The following is a 14,055-nucleotide window of genomic DNA, read 5'->3' on the forward strand; positions in this document are numbered from 1 at the left end:
AGGCGCTATCGCCATGAAGATGACCGCCAGTGCAGAAGAGAACCGGAAAGCCGACGAAACGTGCCGCCTGCTGCCTGTGCCAAGCCTGGCCGCATTGCCTCGTGCATTCGTCATGGACCACCTCCCCAGACAAGATCAGAAGCCTACAATGACCAATTTGGCGACTCTTGCCGAGCAAATTGATCTCGTCGAGAATTTTCCTCGAGCGGCAGTGTGATCGATTTGCCATCCGAACCGAACCTTTAAAAGGGCACCTTTCGGGGTCACACCAGAAAAGGTCTTGTCCGCAAACGGTCACCGGATTTACCGCAAGCCCATTCGGGCCTAGCCTCTGCTCTGGAGCGGTGCTTCGCCCAGTGGGGGAATACGATATGCGCAAACTCATTCTTTCTCTTGCATTGCTCAGCCTCGCGGCCCTGCCCGCGGCGGCCCAGTCGATCGGCGGCACCTATGCCGTGGCCGGCACCAATTTCGATGGGTCGTCCTATGGTGGCGACGCGACGATCACGCTGACTAGCGAGACGACCTGCACGATCCATTGGGAGACAGGCGGCTCGTCCTCGGACGGCATCTGCATGCGCAACGACGATGCCTTCTCCGCCGGTTATGTCATGGGCAAGGCGGTCGGTCTTGTCGTCTACAAGGTGCAGGACGACGGCTCGCTGCGTGGCCTGTGGACGATTGCCGGCAAGGAAGGCAACGGCACCGAGGTACTGACGCCCAAATAAGCCCTGCCGCTCTTGCGCGACAGATGTTACGGGCCATAGAAAGGCTGTGGCCCAGCCCTTTGACGTTGCTGTTTTGCGGGTGCCTGCTAGACGCTTGCTGCAGGACTCACCCGGTAATCTGCCTTGCCTCTTTCGCCAAACCTGCGCGGCGCGTTGTTCATGATGGTGGCCATGGCTGGTTTCACTCTCAACGACGCTATCACCAAATTCTCGTCGGAATCGATGAACATGGCGCAGGTCATGCTGATCCGCGGCGCCTTCGCTTCGCTTTTCGTTGGCCTGCTTGCGTGGCAACGCGGCGCGCTTGCCCGGCCAGGTTCGATGCTGCAGCCGACCGTTGCGCTGCGCGTTGCCAGCGAGGCCGGCGCCACGGTGTCCTTCCTGGTTGCTCTGGCGCATCTTCCGATCGCCAATGTCTCCGCCGTGCTGCAGGCGCTGCCGCTGGCGGTGACGATGGGCGCAGCGCTTGTGTTCAACGAGGGCGTCGGCTGGCGGCGCTGGCTGGCTATTGCCATCGGTTTTGCCGGCGTGCTGATCATCGTGCGGCCGGGCTTCGAAGGGTTCAGCGTCTTTTCTCTGCTGGCGCTGGCCAGCGTGGCATGCTGTTCGGTGCGCGATCTCGCCACCAAGCGGATACCGCAGGCAATTCCGACATTGCTGGTATCGAGCGCCACCGCCCTTGCCATGACGTTTCTGGGCGCGGCATTGCTTTCACCGATGGGCGGCTGGACACCGATGACAGGACAAAGCACGGCGTTCCTGGCGCTGGCGGCGGTGCTCGTGCTCATCGGCTACCACTTCATCATCACGGCGATGCGGGTGGGCGATATCTCCTTCATCGCGCCGTTCCGCTACACCGCCCTGCTCTGGTCGATCCTGCTTGGCTTCACGATCTTCGGCGATGTCCCGGATCTGCCGATGATCGGCGGTGCCACGATCATCATCGGCTCAGGCCTCTATGCACTCTACCGCGAACGGATCGTCGGCCGGCGAAAAACAGCCGCCGAAAGCACTGGACCGGACATGGCGCCGGACGGCATATAGAGTGACTGTCGACGACTGTCTGATTTGAAAACTGGATTTTGGGTCTGGGCAGCAAACGATGGGCCGACATATCGCAGGGATCATTCTGGCCGGCGGCCGGTCGAGCCGGATGGGCGGCGGCGACAAGACGCTGCTTGCGCTTGGCGACGGTACCCTGCTCGACCGTGTCGTTTCGCGCCTTGGCCCGCAGGTCGGTCCGCTTGCGCTAAACGCCAATGGCGATCCGACACGGTTTGCCGCGACGGGGCTTCCGGTGCTTGCCGACACCGTCAAAGGTTATGCCGGGCCGCTTGCCGGGATACTGACCGGCCTCGAATGGGCTTCCGACACGACCTGCCAGGGGCTGGTCACGGCTGCCGGCGATACGCCTTTCCTGCCCAGGGATATGGTCGAGCGGCTGCTCGCGGCAGCCGACGAACGCCCCGGCTCGATTGCGGTCGCCTGTTCCGGCGGCAAACGGCATCCGACCTTTGCACTCTGGCCGCTAGGGTTAGATCAGGTCTTGCGACAATTTCTCGTCGAGGAAGACAACCGGCGCGTTGCGGCGTTCATCGACCGGCACGGTTTTGTCGAGGTGGAATTTCCTATCCTGAAATCCGGCGGGGCCGAGATCGATCCGTTCTTCAACATCAACACTCCCGACGACCTTGCCCAGGCCGTGCATCTGTTGCAGAGCATCGAGCCATGAAAAGACGTATTTTCGGCATCACCGGCTGGAAGAACTCCGGCAAGACGACATTGACCGAAAAGCTGGTGGCCGAACTCGTCCGGCGCGGCTGGAAAGTGTCGACGGTAAAACACGCCCATCATGATTTCGACATCGACAAACCCGGAGCGGACAGCTTTCGCCACCGGCAGGCGGGAGCGATGGAGGTCGCGGTCGTGTCGGGCAGGCGCTGGGCGCTGATGCACGAATTGCGCGGCGAGGACGAGCCGACGCTAGACGCGATCCTGTCACGGCTGGCACCGTGCGACATCGTGTTGGTCGAGGGTTACAAGCGCGAAGCGCACAAGAAACTCGAGACGAGACGGCTCGAGGCCAAGGACCGGACACCGCTCTCGGCAGGCGATCCACACATTGTCGCCATCGCCTCCGACTTCCCCATTGTCGGCGAAGACCTGCCGGCCTTCGATCTCGACGACACGAATTCGATAGCTGACTTCATCGAGCGCGCCACAAGCCTGTCGCGCTGAAAATGCGGCAGAAGACAGTTTCCGCCCACTTGCTTTCCAATTTAGGCGTCTGACCCGGCGTCATCGCTTTCTGAACATGACCTTCCCTCAAGCGACGGTTTTGCAGTTGCTTTTTCTTGGGAAAGAATGGGAGTATCGCATCAGCGGGCGGTCAAAAGCACCGCCCACAGAGCCGTTCGGGAACGACGGCCGGGACCAACAGAGAGGACCATTATGCGTATTGCACTGCGTATCGCGCTTGCCGCTTCGGCTGCGCTGCTGACGCTTGGCGTTGCCCAGGCCCAGGAAAAGACCTTGAGGATCGGCACCGAGGGAGCCTATCCCCCATTCAACAATCTGACAGCCGACGGCCAGCTCGTAGGCTTCGATATCGACATTGCCAAGGCGCTCTGCGACGAGATGAAGGTGAAGTGCACCTTTGTCGCGCAGGACTGGGACGGCATCATTCCCGCCCTTCAGGCAGGCAAGTTCGACGCCATCGTCGCGTCGATGTCGATCACGCCGGAACGCGCCGAGAAGGTCGACTTCACCCACAAATATTACAATACGCCGCCGGCGATTGCCGCCCCCAAGGACACTGACATCAAGGGTGTAACCAAGGAAGATTTGGCCGGCAAGACGATCGGCGTGCAGGCGTCCACCACGCATTTCAACTATTCGACCAAGACTTATACCGACAGCACCGTCAAGCCGTACCCGACCGCACAGGAATACCAGCTCGATCTGGCCAATGGCCGGCTCGATGCCGCCAATGACGACATCGTCGTGCTGCAGCAATGGCTGGATTCGCCGGACGGCGCCTGCTGCAAGCTGGTCGGCACAATCAAGCCGGTCATCGAAATCCACGGTCCGGGCGCCGGCATTGCCGTGCGCAAGGGCGAGACCGACCTGGTCAACCAGTTCAATGCGGCAATCGACGCCATCCGAGCAAACGGAAAGTACAAGGAAATCAACGACAAATACTTCAAATATGACGTTTATGGCGGCGAGTCCTGATCGACCGACATACGAGGACTTGAACGGCGGGAGATTCCCGCCGTTCTTATAAGGATGCCGCGCACGAGGGGTGACGCGGCACGGGTCTCAAAGAGCCTCAAGGAGAACAGGCAGGCGGATGCAGAGCGCACTGACGCTTCTCAGTTGGGGACCCGAAGGCTGGCTCGACGACATCGCCGCGGGTGTGTTTGTCACAGTATGTCTTGCGCTGGCCACTCTGCCCTTCGGGCTGACGCTCGGCTTTTTCGTGGCGCTGGCCAAACAGTCGGAAGAGCCGTCGCTGAGACTGGCCGGGAACATCTACACCACGATTTTTCGCGGAATACCTGAGCTGCTCACGCTGTTTCTGATCTTCTTCGGCATCCCATTGATCCTGCAGTACATTGTCCGCCTAGTGAGCCCTGGAACGTCCGCCGACGTCAACAGTTTCGTCGCCGGCATGATCGCGCTCTGCTTCATTTTCTCCTCTTATTCCAGCGAGGTGTTTTTATCCGCCTTCCGCGCCATTCCAAAAGGGCAATATGAGGGAGGCTATTCGGTTGGCCTGTCCAGCGGCCAGACGATGCGGCTGATCGTGCTGCCGCAGTTGATCCGCATCGCATTACCCGGACTTGCCAATCTCTGGCTTATCCTGCTCAAGGACACCGCGCTCGTCTCGGCCGTTGGCCTCAACGAGATCCTCAGGCAGAGCGGGGTTGCCGCGCGCGTCACCAAGCATGCCTTCCTGTTTTACGGTTTTGCCGGCCTGATCTATCTCCTGCTGGCGATCGTCTCCTCCTTCGGCATCAATGCGATCGAACGAGCGGTCGGCGGCAGCGAGGTCAAGAGATGAGCCTGGCCACCGACACGCTGAAGGTCGACCGGCCGCCGCCGCCCGCACGCGGCTGGTCGCGTCAACGCATCCTCGGCCATGTCCTGGTCGGCCTGTGGATCGCTCTCGGCATTGGCATGGTCGTCTACCTGGTCGCTGCGTGGAACCCGGAGTTCTTCCAGAAATATGCACCCGGCTACATATCCGGCCTCGGCATCACCCTGTTGCTGGTTGCCATCTCGATTGTGCTTGGCGCGATCCTGTCGGTGCCGATCGCCTATGCACGCATGTCGAAGAACCCGATCCTTTCGGGGTTCGCCTATGCCTATGTCTATTTCTTTCGCGGCACGCCGCTGTTGGCGCAGACCTTCCTGGTCTACTATGGGGTCGGCTCCTTCCGGCCGGAGCTCGAGATGGTCGGACTGTGGGGCTTCTTCCGCGAAGCGTTCAACTGCGCGATCTTCGCCTTTTCGCTGAATACGGCCGCGTACCAGGCCGAGATTTTGCGTGGCGCAATCGAGAGCGTGCCGAGGGGCCAGTGGGAAGGTGCCGCCTCGCTCGGCCTGCACAAACTGCAGACGATGTGGAAGATCATCCTGCCGCAGGCGCTGATCGTCGCGTTGCGCCCGTATGGCAACGAGATCATCCTGATGATCAAGGGCTCGGCAATCGTCGCCATCATCACGGTCTACGATTTGATGGGCATCACCCGGCTCACCTATGCGCGCACCTTCGACTTTCAGTCGTACATCTGGGCGGCGATCATCTATCTGATCATCGTGGAAACATTGCGCCACGGCGTCGAGTGGATCGAACGGCGCATCACCATCCATCTGCACCGCTGACTCCCATCGCCTTGCCTGATCCGGTAAGAAGACCGCAAAGCAGGCTACTAAGGGATTCGAAAACATGGCTTCGGTGGCATTTCTTGGTCTTGGCGTCATGGGCTATTCGATGGCCGGACATCTCAAGAACAAGGGCGGTCACGACGTCACCGTCTACAACCGCACCAGGGCCAAGGCCGAGCAGTGGGTTGCCCAGCATGGTGGCAGCTTCGCCGCGACACCAGCCGAGGCGGCCGCGGGCAAGGACTTCGTCTTTTCCTGCGTCGGCAATGACGACGATCTGCGCTCGGTGACGACCGGTGCCGAAGGCGCCTTCAATTCCGTGAAGAAAGGCGCCATCTTCATCGACAACACCACGGCATCGGCGGAGGTCGCGCGCGAACTGGCGCAGCAGTCGCAAGCGCTCGGGTTTGCGTTCCTCGACGCCCCGGTCTCCGGCGGCCAGGCAGGCGCCGAGAACGGCATGCTGACCGTGATGGTCGGCGGCGAGCCCGACGCCTTCGACAGGGCCAAGCCAGTCATAGATGCTTATGCCCGCATGGTCGGATTGATGGGACCGGCCGGGGCTGGCCAGCTCACCAAGATGATCAACCAGATCTGCATCGCCGGCCTCGTTCAGGGCCTGGCCGAGGGCATCCATTTCGGCAAGAAGGCAGGGCTCGACATCGAAAAGGTCATCGAGGTGATTTCCAAGGGTGCGGCCGGTTCCTGGCAGATGGAGAACCGGCACAAGACGATGAATGCCGGCAAATATGATTTCGGCTTCGCCGTCGACTGGATGCGCAAGGATCTTGGCATCTGCCTCGCCGAGGCCGACCGCAACGGCGCCAAACTGCCGGTGACGGCACTTGTCGACCAGTTCTACAAGGACGTGCAGGCGATGGGCGGCAAGCGCTGGGACACGTCCTCGCTGCTGGCGCGGCTGGAGAAATAGGACTTCACCGTGGCCGAGCTTTCGCCTCAATCCAGCGCCGATGAAATCGTTGCTCATCTGCGCTCGATCGCCTCGGAGGAAAATCGGCTTGGCATGCTGCGCTACGGCATCAAGATCGAACGTGCGCTCGGTATCTCGCATGGCGTGCAGCGGCAGATTGCCAAGAAAATCAAGCGCAACCATGAGCGTGCCTTTGAGCTTTGGCAGACAGGCATCATGGAGGCGCAGTTCATCGCTTCCGTGACAGCCGATCCGGAGCGGTTCTCCGCCGCGGATGCAAGACGATGGGCGGCGACTTTCGACTCGTGGGATATCGTCGACGGGGTCTCCGATCTCTTTGTCGATACGGATTGCTGGAAGGAATTGATCGCCGAATTCGCGGTCGACGAACGGGAATTCGTTCGACGCACGGCTTTTGCGATGATGGCCTGGTCGGTAGTCCACCGGAAGAAGGAACCCAAGACGACCTTCCTCGAATTCCTGTCGATCATCGAAGCGCATGCGACCGACGGCCGCAATTTTGTGAAGAAGGCCGTGAACTGGGCGCTTCGTTCGATCGGCAAGCGATCGATGAATTTGCACGGCCCTGCCCTTGCCGTGGCGCTAAAACTGGCGGCCTCGACAGACAGGACCGCACGCTGGATCGGCAAGGACGCCGTGAAGGAACTTTCCGATGCCAAGACGCTCGAGCGGCTCGCCGCCAGAAAAGCTTGACCTGAGCGAAGTGCGCTTCACGGAGGTGACGCAATCGACGCGCGCCGATTTCGAAAACCTGTTCGAGCAACCCGGCGGGCTGGTGTATGGCTTGGCGCAATCTCGACCGCCGCGAGCATGTCGAGAACGACGAGAAGAAACGCGCGATGATGACGCTGATCGACGCCGGCACGCCGGTCGGCATTGTCGCCCAGATCGATGGCCGGACCGTCGGCTGGTGCTCGATTGCGCCGCGCGAGACCTACCGCAAGCTGTCACGGCAGCAGGACGATAGCGAGATGGGCATCTGGTCGATCGTCTGCTTCTATGTACCGAGAGCGCTGCGCGGCGGCGGGCTGGCAAGCGCATTGCTCGACGCGGCCATCGATCACGCCTTTGCCAAAGGCGCCAGGACGATCGAAGCCTATCCGGTCGACCAGGCGTCGCCGAGCTACAGCTTTATGGGTTTTCGGGACACGTTCGCCGCCCGCGGCTTTCGCGAGATCGGCATGACCGGCTCGCGCCGGCATGTGATGCGGCTTGAACGTTGACCTGTGGGCAGCGGCGGTTTTACTTGATGTCACCGGCAGCAAGGTCAAGGCTCAACAGTGGAGCAGCAATGAGCAACCGTCTCAAATCAGGAGCGATCCTGGCGGCCGCGGTGTTCGTGTCCATTGTGGCAGACAGCGCTTGCGCCGGGACGATGCATATTTTCTGGAAGGATCTGCGCCCGGCGACCCAGGCAGCCGCCGAAAGCGTCGGACTGCCAATGATTGCGGCCAAAATGCCGGATCATGGCGAGACGCTCTCACTCAACTTGCAGGACAAGACCGTGCAGCTCGCGGGCTATGCGCTGCCGGTCGATCGCGACGGTGATCTCGTCTACCAATTCCTGCTGGTGCCGTGGACGGGAGCCTGCAGCCACATGCCGACGCCGCCGCCCAACCAGATCGTCCTCGTCACGCCTGCACACCCTTACAGGATGTCCGAGGCCTACCAGCCGGTTTCGGTGACCGGCGCATTACGGCCGGGCATGGAGAAGAGCCAGCTTTTCATCCTTGACGGCGTCAGCGTCATCCAGTCGGGCTACACCGTGCGCAAGGCCGAGGTGGTCAATGTCGACACCGTGCCGGACACGATCACGCTGCCGGTCAACTCGCCCTGGAGTTTCCTCAACAAAAAGAAGAACTAAACAGAAGAATCTCAGGCGGCGTTCGCGCCGGACTCCTTGTCGAGCATCATGTAATCCAGCGGCATCTCGGTCGTGTATTTGATCTGCTCCATGGCGAAGGAAGACGACACGTCGCGGATCTCGATCTTGGCGATCAGCCGCTTGTAGAAGGCGTCGTAGGCGGCGATATCGGGCACCACGACGCGCAAGAGATAGTCGACGTCGCCGCTCATGCGATAGAATTCGACCACTTCCGGGAATTCCTGGATGACCTCCGAAAAGCGCCGCAGCCATTCATGGCTGTGCGAATTGGTGCGGATCGAGACGAACACCGTGACCCGCACATTGACCTTTTCATGATCGAGGATGGCGACGCGCCGCTTGATGACGCCCTCTTCCTCGAGCTTCTGGATGCGCCGCCAGCACGGCGTCGTCGACAGGCCCACCTTCTTGGCGACGTCGGCGACTGCAAGCGTCGCATCCTCCTGCAGGAGGCGGAGAATTTTTCTATCAAGGCGGTCCATTGGGTGCTCCCCTGATGCAAGTCGTCCAAGTGCGCAGCGGCCTTGGCACAACGACATGCATAAAAACAAGAATTTAACGCGCGTCCCCTCATGCGCGACGCGCTTCGAGGAATGGATTACCATAATCCCTCTTGTTCGAGCCTATTACAAGAAAGAAATTCTGCCGCACAGTACGAAAGCGAGTGATTTCTTGCTGGATGCCTAGCCGAGGCGATAGCGGATTTCCGATCTCAGAAATGGCAGCAAATCCATTTCAAACCATGGATTGCGCTTCAGCCAGCCGGTGTTGCGCCAGGACGGGTGCGGCAGCGGCAGGACTTTCGGGTCGGTCGCCGCCGCCCAGATGGCACGCCAATCCATGACCGTTTCCGTCAGCGAGGGACGGCGCGCCGCGCCCATATGCCAGCTTTGCGCGTAGATGCCGATCGTCAGCACCATATCGACTTGCGGCATCAGCGCCATCAGCGATGTGCGCCATGCCGGCGCACATTCGCGGCGCGGCGGCAGGTCGGCGCCCCTGGCGTCCTGACCGGGAAAGCAAAAGCCCATCGGCACGATGGCGAATTTGTCCGTGTCGTAAAATTCCTCGCTGCCGACGCCCAGCCAGCTTCGCAGCCGGTCGCCGGAGGCGTCGGTGAACGGCATCCCTGTAATGTGAACCTTGGTACCCGGCGCCTGGCTGGCGATCAGGATACGCGCACTCGAAGATGGCCTGAGCACGGGCCGCGGTTGGTGCGGCAGCGGCCTGGCGGCCGGGTTATCGACGCAGATGCGGCAGGCGCGTACCCTCGCCGCCAAGGCTTCCAGCTCTTCGCTCATTCGGAACTCGTTGTCAGGCGGCGGCACTCGGCCGGCTGGAGATTTCCCGATGCCAGCGCAGCACGTTGGTGCACTCTTCGGGTACCTTGATGCGAGCCGGCTTCATGAAGTCGATGGCGACCAGCCCGGTGATGTCGGCGATCGAATAGGCATCGCCGGCGATGAATTCCCTGCCGGCGAGCTCAGTGTCCAGAAATCTCAGGAATTCGATCGCCTTCGGCTTGTTGGCCTCGCCCCATTCGGGGATTTGCGGGATCTCCCATTCCCTCATTGCGGGGTGGATGTGCCGGAACGCCGCGGCGACGCAGCCGAACAGATTGAACTCCACACGTCTTTGCCACATCTCGACGATCGCCTTGCCGAGCGCGCCACGCCCGAACAAAGCCGGCTCGGGGTGCAGTTCCTCGAAGTAACGACAGATTGCGACGGATTCGGTGATGACTGTGCCGTCGTCGAGCTCGAGCACCGGCAGACGCTTCAGCGGATTGCGCGAGCTGACCGGCTGCTCTTTGTGCTCCAGCGCGCCCATGTCGACGGGCATCAGCGGAACCTGAAGTCCCTTTTCGGCCAGAAAAATCCGAACCCGACGTGGATTGGGCGCGCGCCCGCCGTCGAACAGCTTCATCTCTATCCTCCTCGTCCGTCTCGACGAACTATAGGCGACAGCTCACCAGAAGCGAAAAATTTCGCGCAAGGCGTCGCCGATCGACGCCAAGGTACCGTGCTTTCTTTCGACCAGCTCATGGCCGTGGCTCTCGCGCCAGTTCTTCGGCTCGTCGAAAGTTCCGCCCCAGATGCCGGCTTTGCCCGCGCGCGCAGCAGCTTCCTCGGTCTCGAAATCGCCAAAGGCGACCGCCCAGCCGGCCTCGACCTGCGCGCGGTTGAGATCCTTGCCGCCGGCCTTGCAGTCGCCGAGCAGCCTGCCGTAGCGGTCGCGCTGCCAGCCGCTGCAGGAGACGGCTTTGCCGGCGATCAACCGCACCAGGGACTGCCGCGCGAGCTTGCCGCAGGGAGAGTCGGCACCGTCCTTGCGGCAGATCTGCGAATATTCCGGCGCATCGATGCCGCGCATGCGGATACGCTCGCCGCCGAGCGTGATGCTATCGCCGTCATTGACGGTGGCCGCGCCCTCCGTCTTGCGCGTCTCGATCCGGTCGAGGCGCGCCGCCAGGAGGATCGCCAGGCCGAGCACGATGAGTGTCAGCCCATAGTCCATTAGTCGGCGCCACAGGCTTCGCGGACGTGGCGCATAGTATCGCTGGCGCGGCCATCGCGACCACGAACGGCTCATATGGCAAACCGTTGGTTAATCATTCGAACGTAGCTTAACGATTTGAAATTGCTGCCCGTGTAAATTGAAGACTTCATGCCCCTGCAACGCTCGACCACGGCGGACAAGTTTATTGTGGACCGCAGGAAACGCCATCGCAACAGCGATGTCGCGCGCGCGGTGCGCAAGACGCGCGACCGTCTTTCGCAGCAAGCCGGAAATCCCGACTTCGACCGCGAGCTGTTGAAGCTCCACGCGCTTTCGATGACCGGCGGCGTGATCGTCCTTCCGCTGCTCGTTCTGGCAACGGCCGCGGCAGGCTTGCTCGCGGGCATCGGCAAGGAGATCGGCGTCTGGGCGCTGTTCACATTCATCTGCTATACCATCGTTGCATTCATGGCCAAACGCGTCACTCAAGCGTCCGAGCTCAACCCGCTGGAAACGCATAGGGATTTCCTGATCGGCCATTTTCTGTGCGGGCTTGGCTGGGCTTGGTTCGCATGGCTCGGCTGCGAAACTTGCCAAATGGATCAGTTCCAGGTCGCCAAGGCGGTGGTGCTGCTGCTCGCCATGTCGGCAACCGCGATCCTGGCATCGTCCCTTCGCGGTGCGCTGTTGGCGACCTTCGCCCTCCCGGTCGCCATCTATGCCTATGCCAGTGCAAAATTATGGATGCCGGTCGAAGTGATCATGGCCGGGTTGCTGATCTCGTCGCTGCCGTTCTTCGCCTATGTGGCGCGCCAGCTCAACCGTTCCTCGCTGATGCTGTTTTCGTTCCGCTCCGAAAAGGATGCGCTGATCGCCGAAGTGGAGACGGCGAAATCGATGTCGGACGAGGCACGGCGGCGGGCGGAAGACGCCAATCTGGCGAAATCGCGTTTCCTGGCCTCGATGAGCCACGAACTGCGCACGCCGCTCAACGCCATTCTCGGCTTTTCCGAAGTAATGGCCAACGAGGTGCTCGGCCCGATGAGCAACCCGACATATCGCGACTATGCCCGTGACGTGCACGACTCCGGACAGCATCTGCTCGACCTGATCAACGAAATCCTCGACCTGTCGCGCATCGAAGCGGGCCGTTATCAGCTCAATGAGGAGCCGATGATGCTGCTTTCCGTCGTCGAGGATTGCTGCCACATGATGGAGTTGAAGGCGCGCAACAAGGACATCTGCATCGTCCAGGATTTCGAAAACGCCTTGCCGCGCCTGTTTGCCGACGAACGCGCGGTGCGGCAGATTGTGCTCAACCTCTTGTCCAATGCCATCAAGTTCACCGCGACCGGCGGCGAAATCCGCGTGCGCGTCGGCTGGACGGCGGGCGGCGGGCAATATCTCTCCGTCAAGGACAATGGGCCGGGCATACCGGAAGACGAGATTCCGATCGTGCTCTCGGCCTTCGGCCAGGGCTCGATCGCCATCAAGAGCGCCGAACAGGGTACAGGGCTTGGCCTGCCGATCGTGCAAGGCCTGCTGGCCATGCATGGCGGCGAATTCCAGCTCCATTCCAGGCTGCGCGAAGGGACCGAGGCGATCGCCATCTTCCCGCTGAGCCGGGTGATGGAGGAACTGCCGGCGCTGCCGACCAAGGCGGTTGCTTCACGCCGCCGCTGAATGCTACCCGCCGACCGCGGCTGCCATGCCGGAGCTGGTCAGCGCGGCCGCCTTGACCAGGCCGGCGGCAAGCGCCGCCCCTACCCCCTCCCCTTGACTGACGCCCAGATCGAGCAGCGGGCGAAGGCCGAGGCGCTCGGCGGCCTTGGAATGACCAGGCTCCGGCGACAGGCTTGCGAGCAGACAATGATCGAGCGCGGCGGGGTTGGCGGTATGTAGGACGCCAGCGGCCGCAGTTACCGCAAACCCATCGAGCAGCACCGGGATCTTCTGCATCCGCGCCGCCAGAATGGCGCCGCAGATCGCTGCGAATTCCCGTCCACCGACCCGGCGCAGCGCTTCCAGCGGGTCCTTGAGGCTCGCGCCGTGAAACGCGATCGCGGCATCGACTAGCTCCGCCTTGCACCTTTGCATCGCCGTGTCGGCCCCTGATCCAGGGCCGACCCAGTCGGCGCCGGTGCCGCCGAACAGTGCCGTGCAAAGGGCCGCGGCGACAGTCGAATTGCCAACGCCGAGATCGCCAAGGCAAAGCAGGTCGGTGCCGCCGGCAATCGCCTCCATGCCGAAGGCCATGGTGGCGGCGCAACCGCGCTCGTCCAGTGCCGCATCCTCGGTGATGTCGGCTGTCGGAATGTGCAGAGCCAGATCGAACACCTTCAAGCCGAGATCGTTGGCGATGCAGATCTGGTTGATCGCTGCGCCGCCGGCGGCGCAGAGCTCGACTGCATTTGCCGTAGCGGCGGCGGGGCGCGGCGAAATGCCGTGGCGGGTGACGCCATGATTGCCGGCAAAGATCGCCACCAATGGTCGCGTCACCGCCGGCGGCGCGCGACCGCTCCAGCCGGCGAGCCAGGCGGCGATGTCCTCGATGCGGCCAAGCGAGCCTTCGGGCTTGTCTGCCTTGGCAAACAACTGGCGCACCCGGGTGTTGGCAGCCATATCTGCCGGCGGCAGGCTCACCAGGAGGTCGCGAAAATCGTCGAAGGGCAGTGCGCTGGTCATGTCGATGGCAATCGTCCTTGTGAATTGGTGAGCGGCATAGCCGCCTTGGCGGGCCGACACAACCTCGGCACAACTTCGAGGTATTGACGCGAAAGCACCTGCTGGCGGCGCATCCCGGAGGGCTTGCATTGACTTTGTCGTTGCACCATGTGGAGGCTAGCCAAGGAAATCCTTATGACGGCCATTGAATCCCCGTGCATCCTGGTCTGCTCGATCGATATGAAAACCGGCTTCTGTTTCGGTTGCGGCCGCACGCGCGAGGAAATCGCAGCCTGGATCGACATGACCCCGCAAACCCGCCGCAGCGTCATGGCCGAGCTCCCGGCAAGGCTGGAAACGGTCGAGCGACGCCCCCGCCGGGAAACCCGTCGCAGCCGCATGGCACGCGAACGCGACGCCCTCTCGTGAACCGG

17 protein-coding genes and 2 pseudogenes are annotated in these 14,055 nt (G+C 61.8%); 14 read left to right on the forward strand and 5 right to left on the reverse strand.

The window, feature by feature from the left end; translation table 11 throughout:
• Positions 1–13 precede the first annotated feature (13 nt).
• From NKH42_RS18195 to NKH42_RS18250, 12 genes and pseudogenes are all read left to right on the forward strand, one after another.
• Positions 14–217 (forward strand): hypothetical protein, encoded by a 204-nt coding sequence (locus NKH42_RS18195; protein ID WP_352508421.1) that lies wholly within the window; start codon positions 14–16, stop codon positions 215–217.
• 154 nt (positions 218–371) lie between these two features.
• Positions 372–728 (forward strand): hypothetical protein, encoded by a 357-nt coding sequence (locus tag NKH42_RS18200; RefSeq protein WP_352448884.1) that lies wholly within the window; start codon positions 372–374, stop codon positions 726–728.
• A 123-nt stretch (positions 729–851) separates the two neighbouring features.
• Entirely contained in the window at positions 852–1,772 is a 921-nt protein-coding gene (locus NKH42_RS18205; RefSeq protein ID WP_352508420.1) for a DMT family transporter, read from the forward strand.
• 58 nt (positions 1,773–1,830) lie between these two features.
• Positions 1,831–2,460: a molybdenum cofactor guanylyltransferase MobA gene (gene mobA / locus NKH42_RS18210; protein ID WP_352508419.1), complete on the forward strand. Its 630-nt coding sequence runs from the start codon at positions 1,831–1,833 to the stop codon at positions 2,458–2,460.
• Entirely contained in the window at positions 2,457–2,966 is a 510-nt protein-coding gene (gene mobB, locus NKH42_RS18215) for a molybdopterin-guanine dinucleotide biosynthesis protein B (RefSeq protein WP_352508418.1), read from the forward strand. The genes mobA and mobB overlap by 4 nt, the downstream gene beginning before the upstream one ends.
• Before the next feature lie 213 nt (positions 2,967–3,179).
• Positions 3,180–3,962, forward strand: a complete 783-nt coding sequence (locus NKH42_RS18220) for an ABC transporter substrate-binding protein (RefSeq protein ID WP_023717637.1) — start codon at positions 3,180–3,182, stop codon at positions 3,960–3,962.
• Between the two features lie 118 nt (positions 3,963–4,080).
• Complete coding sequence (locus NKH42_RS18225) at positions 4,081–4,794, forward strand: ABC transporter permease (RefSeq protein ID WP_023675013.1); 714 nt, start codon at positions 4,081–4,083, stop codon at positions 4,792–4,794.
• Positions 4,791–5,618: an ABC transporter permease gene (locus tag NKH42_RS18230; protein WP_023675012.1), complete on the forward strand. Its 828-nt coding sequence runs from the start codon at positions 4,791–4,793 to the stop codon at positions 5,616–5,618. Before NKH42_RS18225 ends, NKH42_RS18230 begins: the two co-directional genes overlap by 4 nt.
• Positions 5,619–5,679: 61 nt before the next feature.
• Positions 5,680–6,552 (forward strand): annotated as a pseudogene (locus NKH42_RS18235) (NAD(P)-dependent oxidoreductase); the annotation flags it as partial.
• A 9-nt stretch (positions 6,553–6,561) separates the two neighbouring features.
• Complete coding sequence (locus NKH42_RS18240; protein ID WP_352508417.1) at positions 6,562–7,266, forward strand: DNA alkylation repair protein; 705 nt, start codon at positions 6,562–6,564, stop codon at positions 7,264–7,266.
• An 86-nt stretch (positions 7,267–7,352) separates the two neighbouring features.
• The gene (locus NKH42_RS18245; protein WP_352508416.1) at positions 7,353–7,796 is read left to right on the forward strand and encodes a GNAT family N-acetyltransferase; all 444 of its coding nucleotides are present in this window, start codon (positions 7,353–7,355) and stop codon (positions 7,794–7,796) included.
• Between the two features lie 68 nt (positions 7,797–7,864).
• A complete protein-coding gene (locus NKH42_RS18250) occupies positions 7,865–8,437 on the forward strand; it encodes a DUF3299 domain-containing protein (RefSeq protein ID WP_023675008.1) in 573 nt (190 codons plus the stop codon).
• 11 nt (positions 8,438–8,448) lie between these two features.
• Here the strand turns inward: NKH42_RS18250 and NKH42_RS18255 are convergent, their stop codons facing one another.
• The 4 genes and pseudogenes from NKH42_RS18255 to NKH42_RS18270 all read right to left on the reverse strand — a co-directional run bounded on the left by NKH42_RS18255 (position 8,449) and on the right by NKH42_RS18270 (position 11,050).
• Positions 8,449–8,940, reverse strand: coding sequence for an Lrp/AsnC family transcriptional regulator (locus NKH42_RS18255; RefSeq protein ID WP_023675006.1), 492 nt, complete (start codon positions 8,938–8,940; stop codon positions 8,449–8,451).
• Between the two features lie 201 nt (positions 8,941–9,141).
• Positions 9,142–9,759 (reverse strand): annotated as a pseudogene (locus tag NKH42_RS18260) (uracil-DNA glycosylase family protein); the annotation flags it as partial.
• 13 nt (positions 9,760–9,772) lie between these two features.
• Complete coding sequence (locus NKH42_RS18265; RefSeq protein WP_352508415.1) at positions 9,773–10,384, reverse strand: glutathione S-transferase; 612 nt, start codon at positions 10,382–10,384, stop codon at positions 9,773–9,775.
• Between the two features lie 42 nt (positions 10,385–10,426).
• Positions 10,427–11,050, reverse strand: coding sequence for a thermonuclease family protein (locus NKH42_RS18270; RefSeq protein WP_352974338.1), 624 nt, complete (start codon positions 11,048–11,050; stop codon positions 10,427–10,429).
• Between the two features lie 75 nt (positions 11,051–11,125).
• Here NKH42_RS18270 and NKH42_RS18275 point away from each other — a divergent pair, with 75 nt between their 5' ends.
• Positions 11,126–12,640, forward strand: coding sequence for a sensor histidine kinase (locus NKH42_RS18275; protein WP_352974340.1), 1,515 nt, complete (start codon positions 11,126–11,128; stop codon positions 12,638–12,640).
• A 3-nt stretch (positions 12,641–12,643) separates the two neighbouring features.
• Here the strand turns inward: NKH42_RS18275 and NKH42_RS18280 are convergent, their stop codons facing one another.
• Positions 12,644–13,642, reverse strand: a complete 999-nt coding sequence (locus NKH42_RS18280) for a nicotinate-nucleotide--dimethylbenzimidazole phosphoribosyltransferase (protein ID WP_352508412.1) — start codon at positions 13,640–13,642, stop codon at positions 12,644–12,646.
• A gap of 174 nt (positions 13,643–13,816) precedes the next feature.
• Between NKH42_RS18280 and NKH42_RS18285 the strand changes: the two genes are divergently transcribed.
• The gene (locus tag NKH42_RS18285) at positions 13,817–14,050 is read left to right on the forward strand and encodes a DUF1289 domain-containing protein (RefSeq protein WP_031193575.1); all 234 of its coding nucleotides are present in this window, start codon (positions 13,817–13,819) and stop codon (positions 14,048–14,050) included.
• Positions 14,051–14,055 lie beyond the last annotated feature (5 nt).

Origin of the sequence: Mesorhizobium sp. M1142 (assembly GCF_040318565.1) — a bacterium.
Classification (GTDB): domain Bacteria; phylum Pseudomonadota; class Alphaproteobacteria; order Rhizobiales; family Rhizobiaceae; genus Mesorhizobium.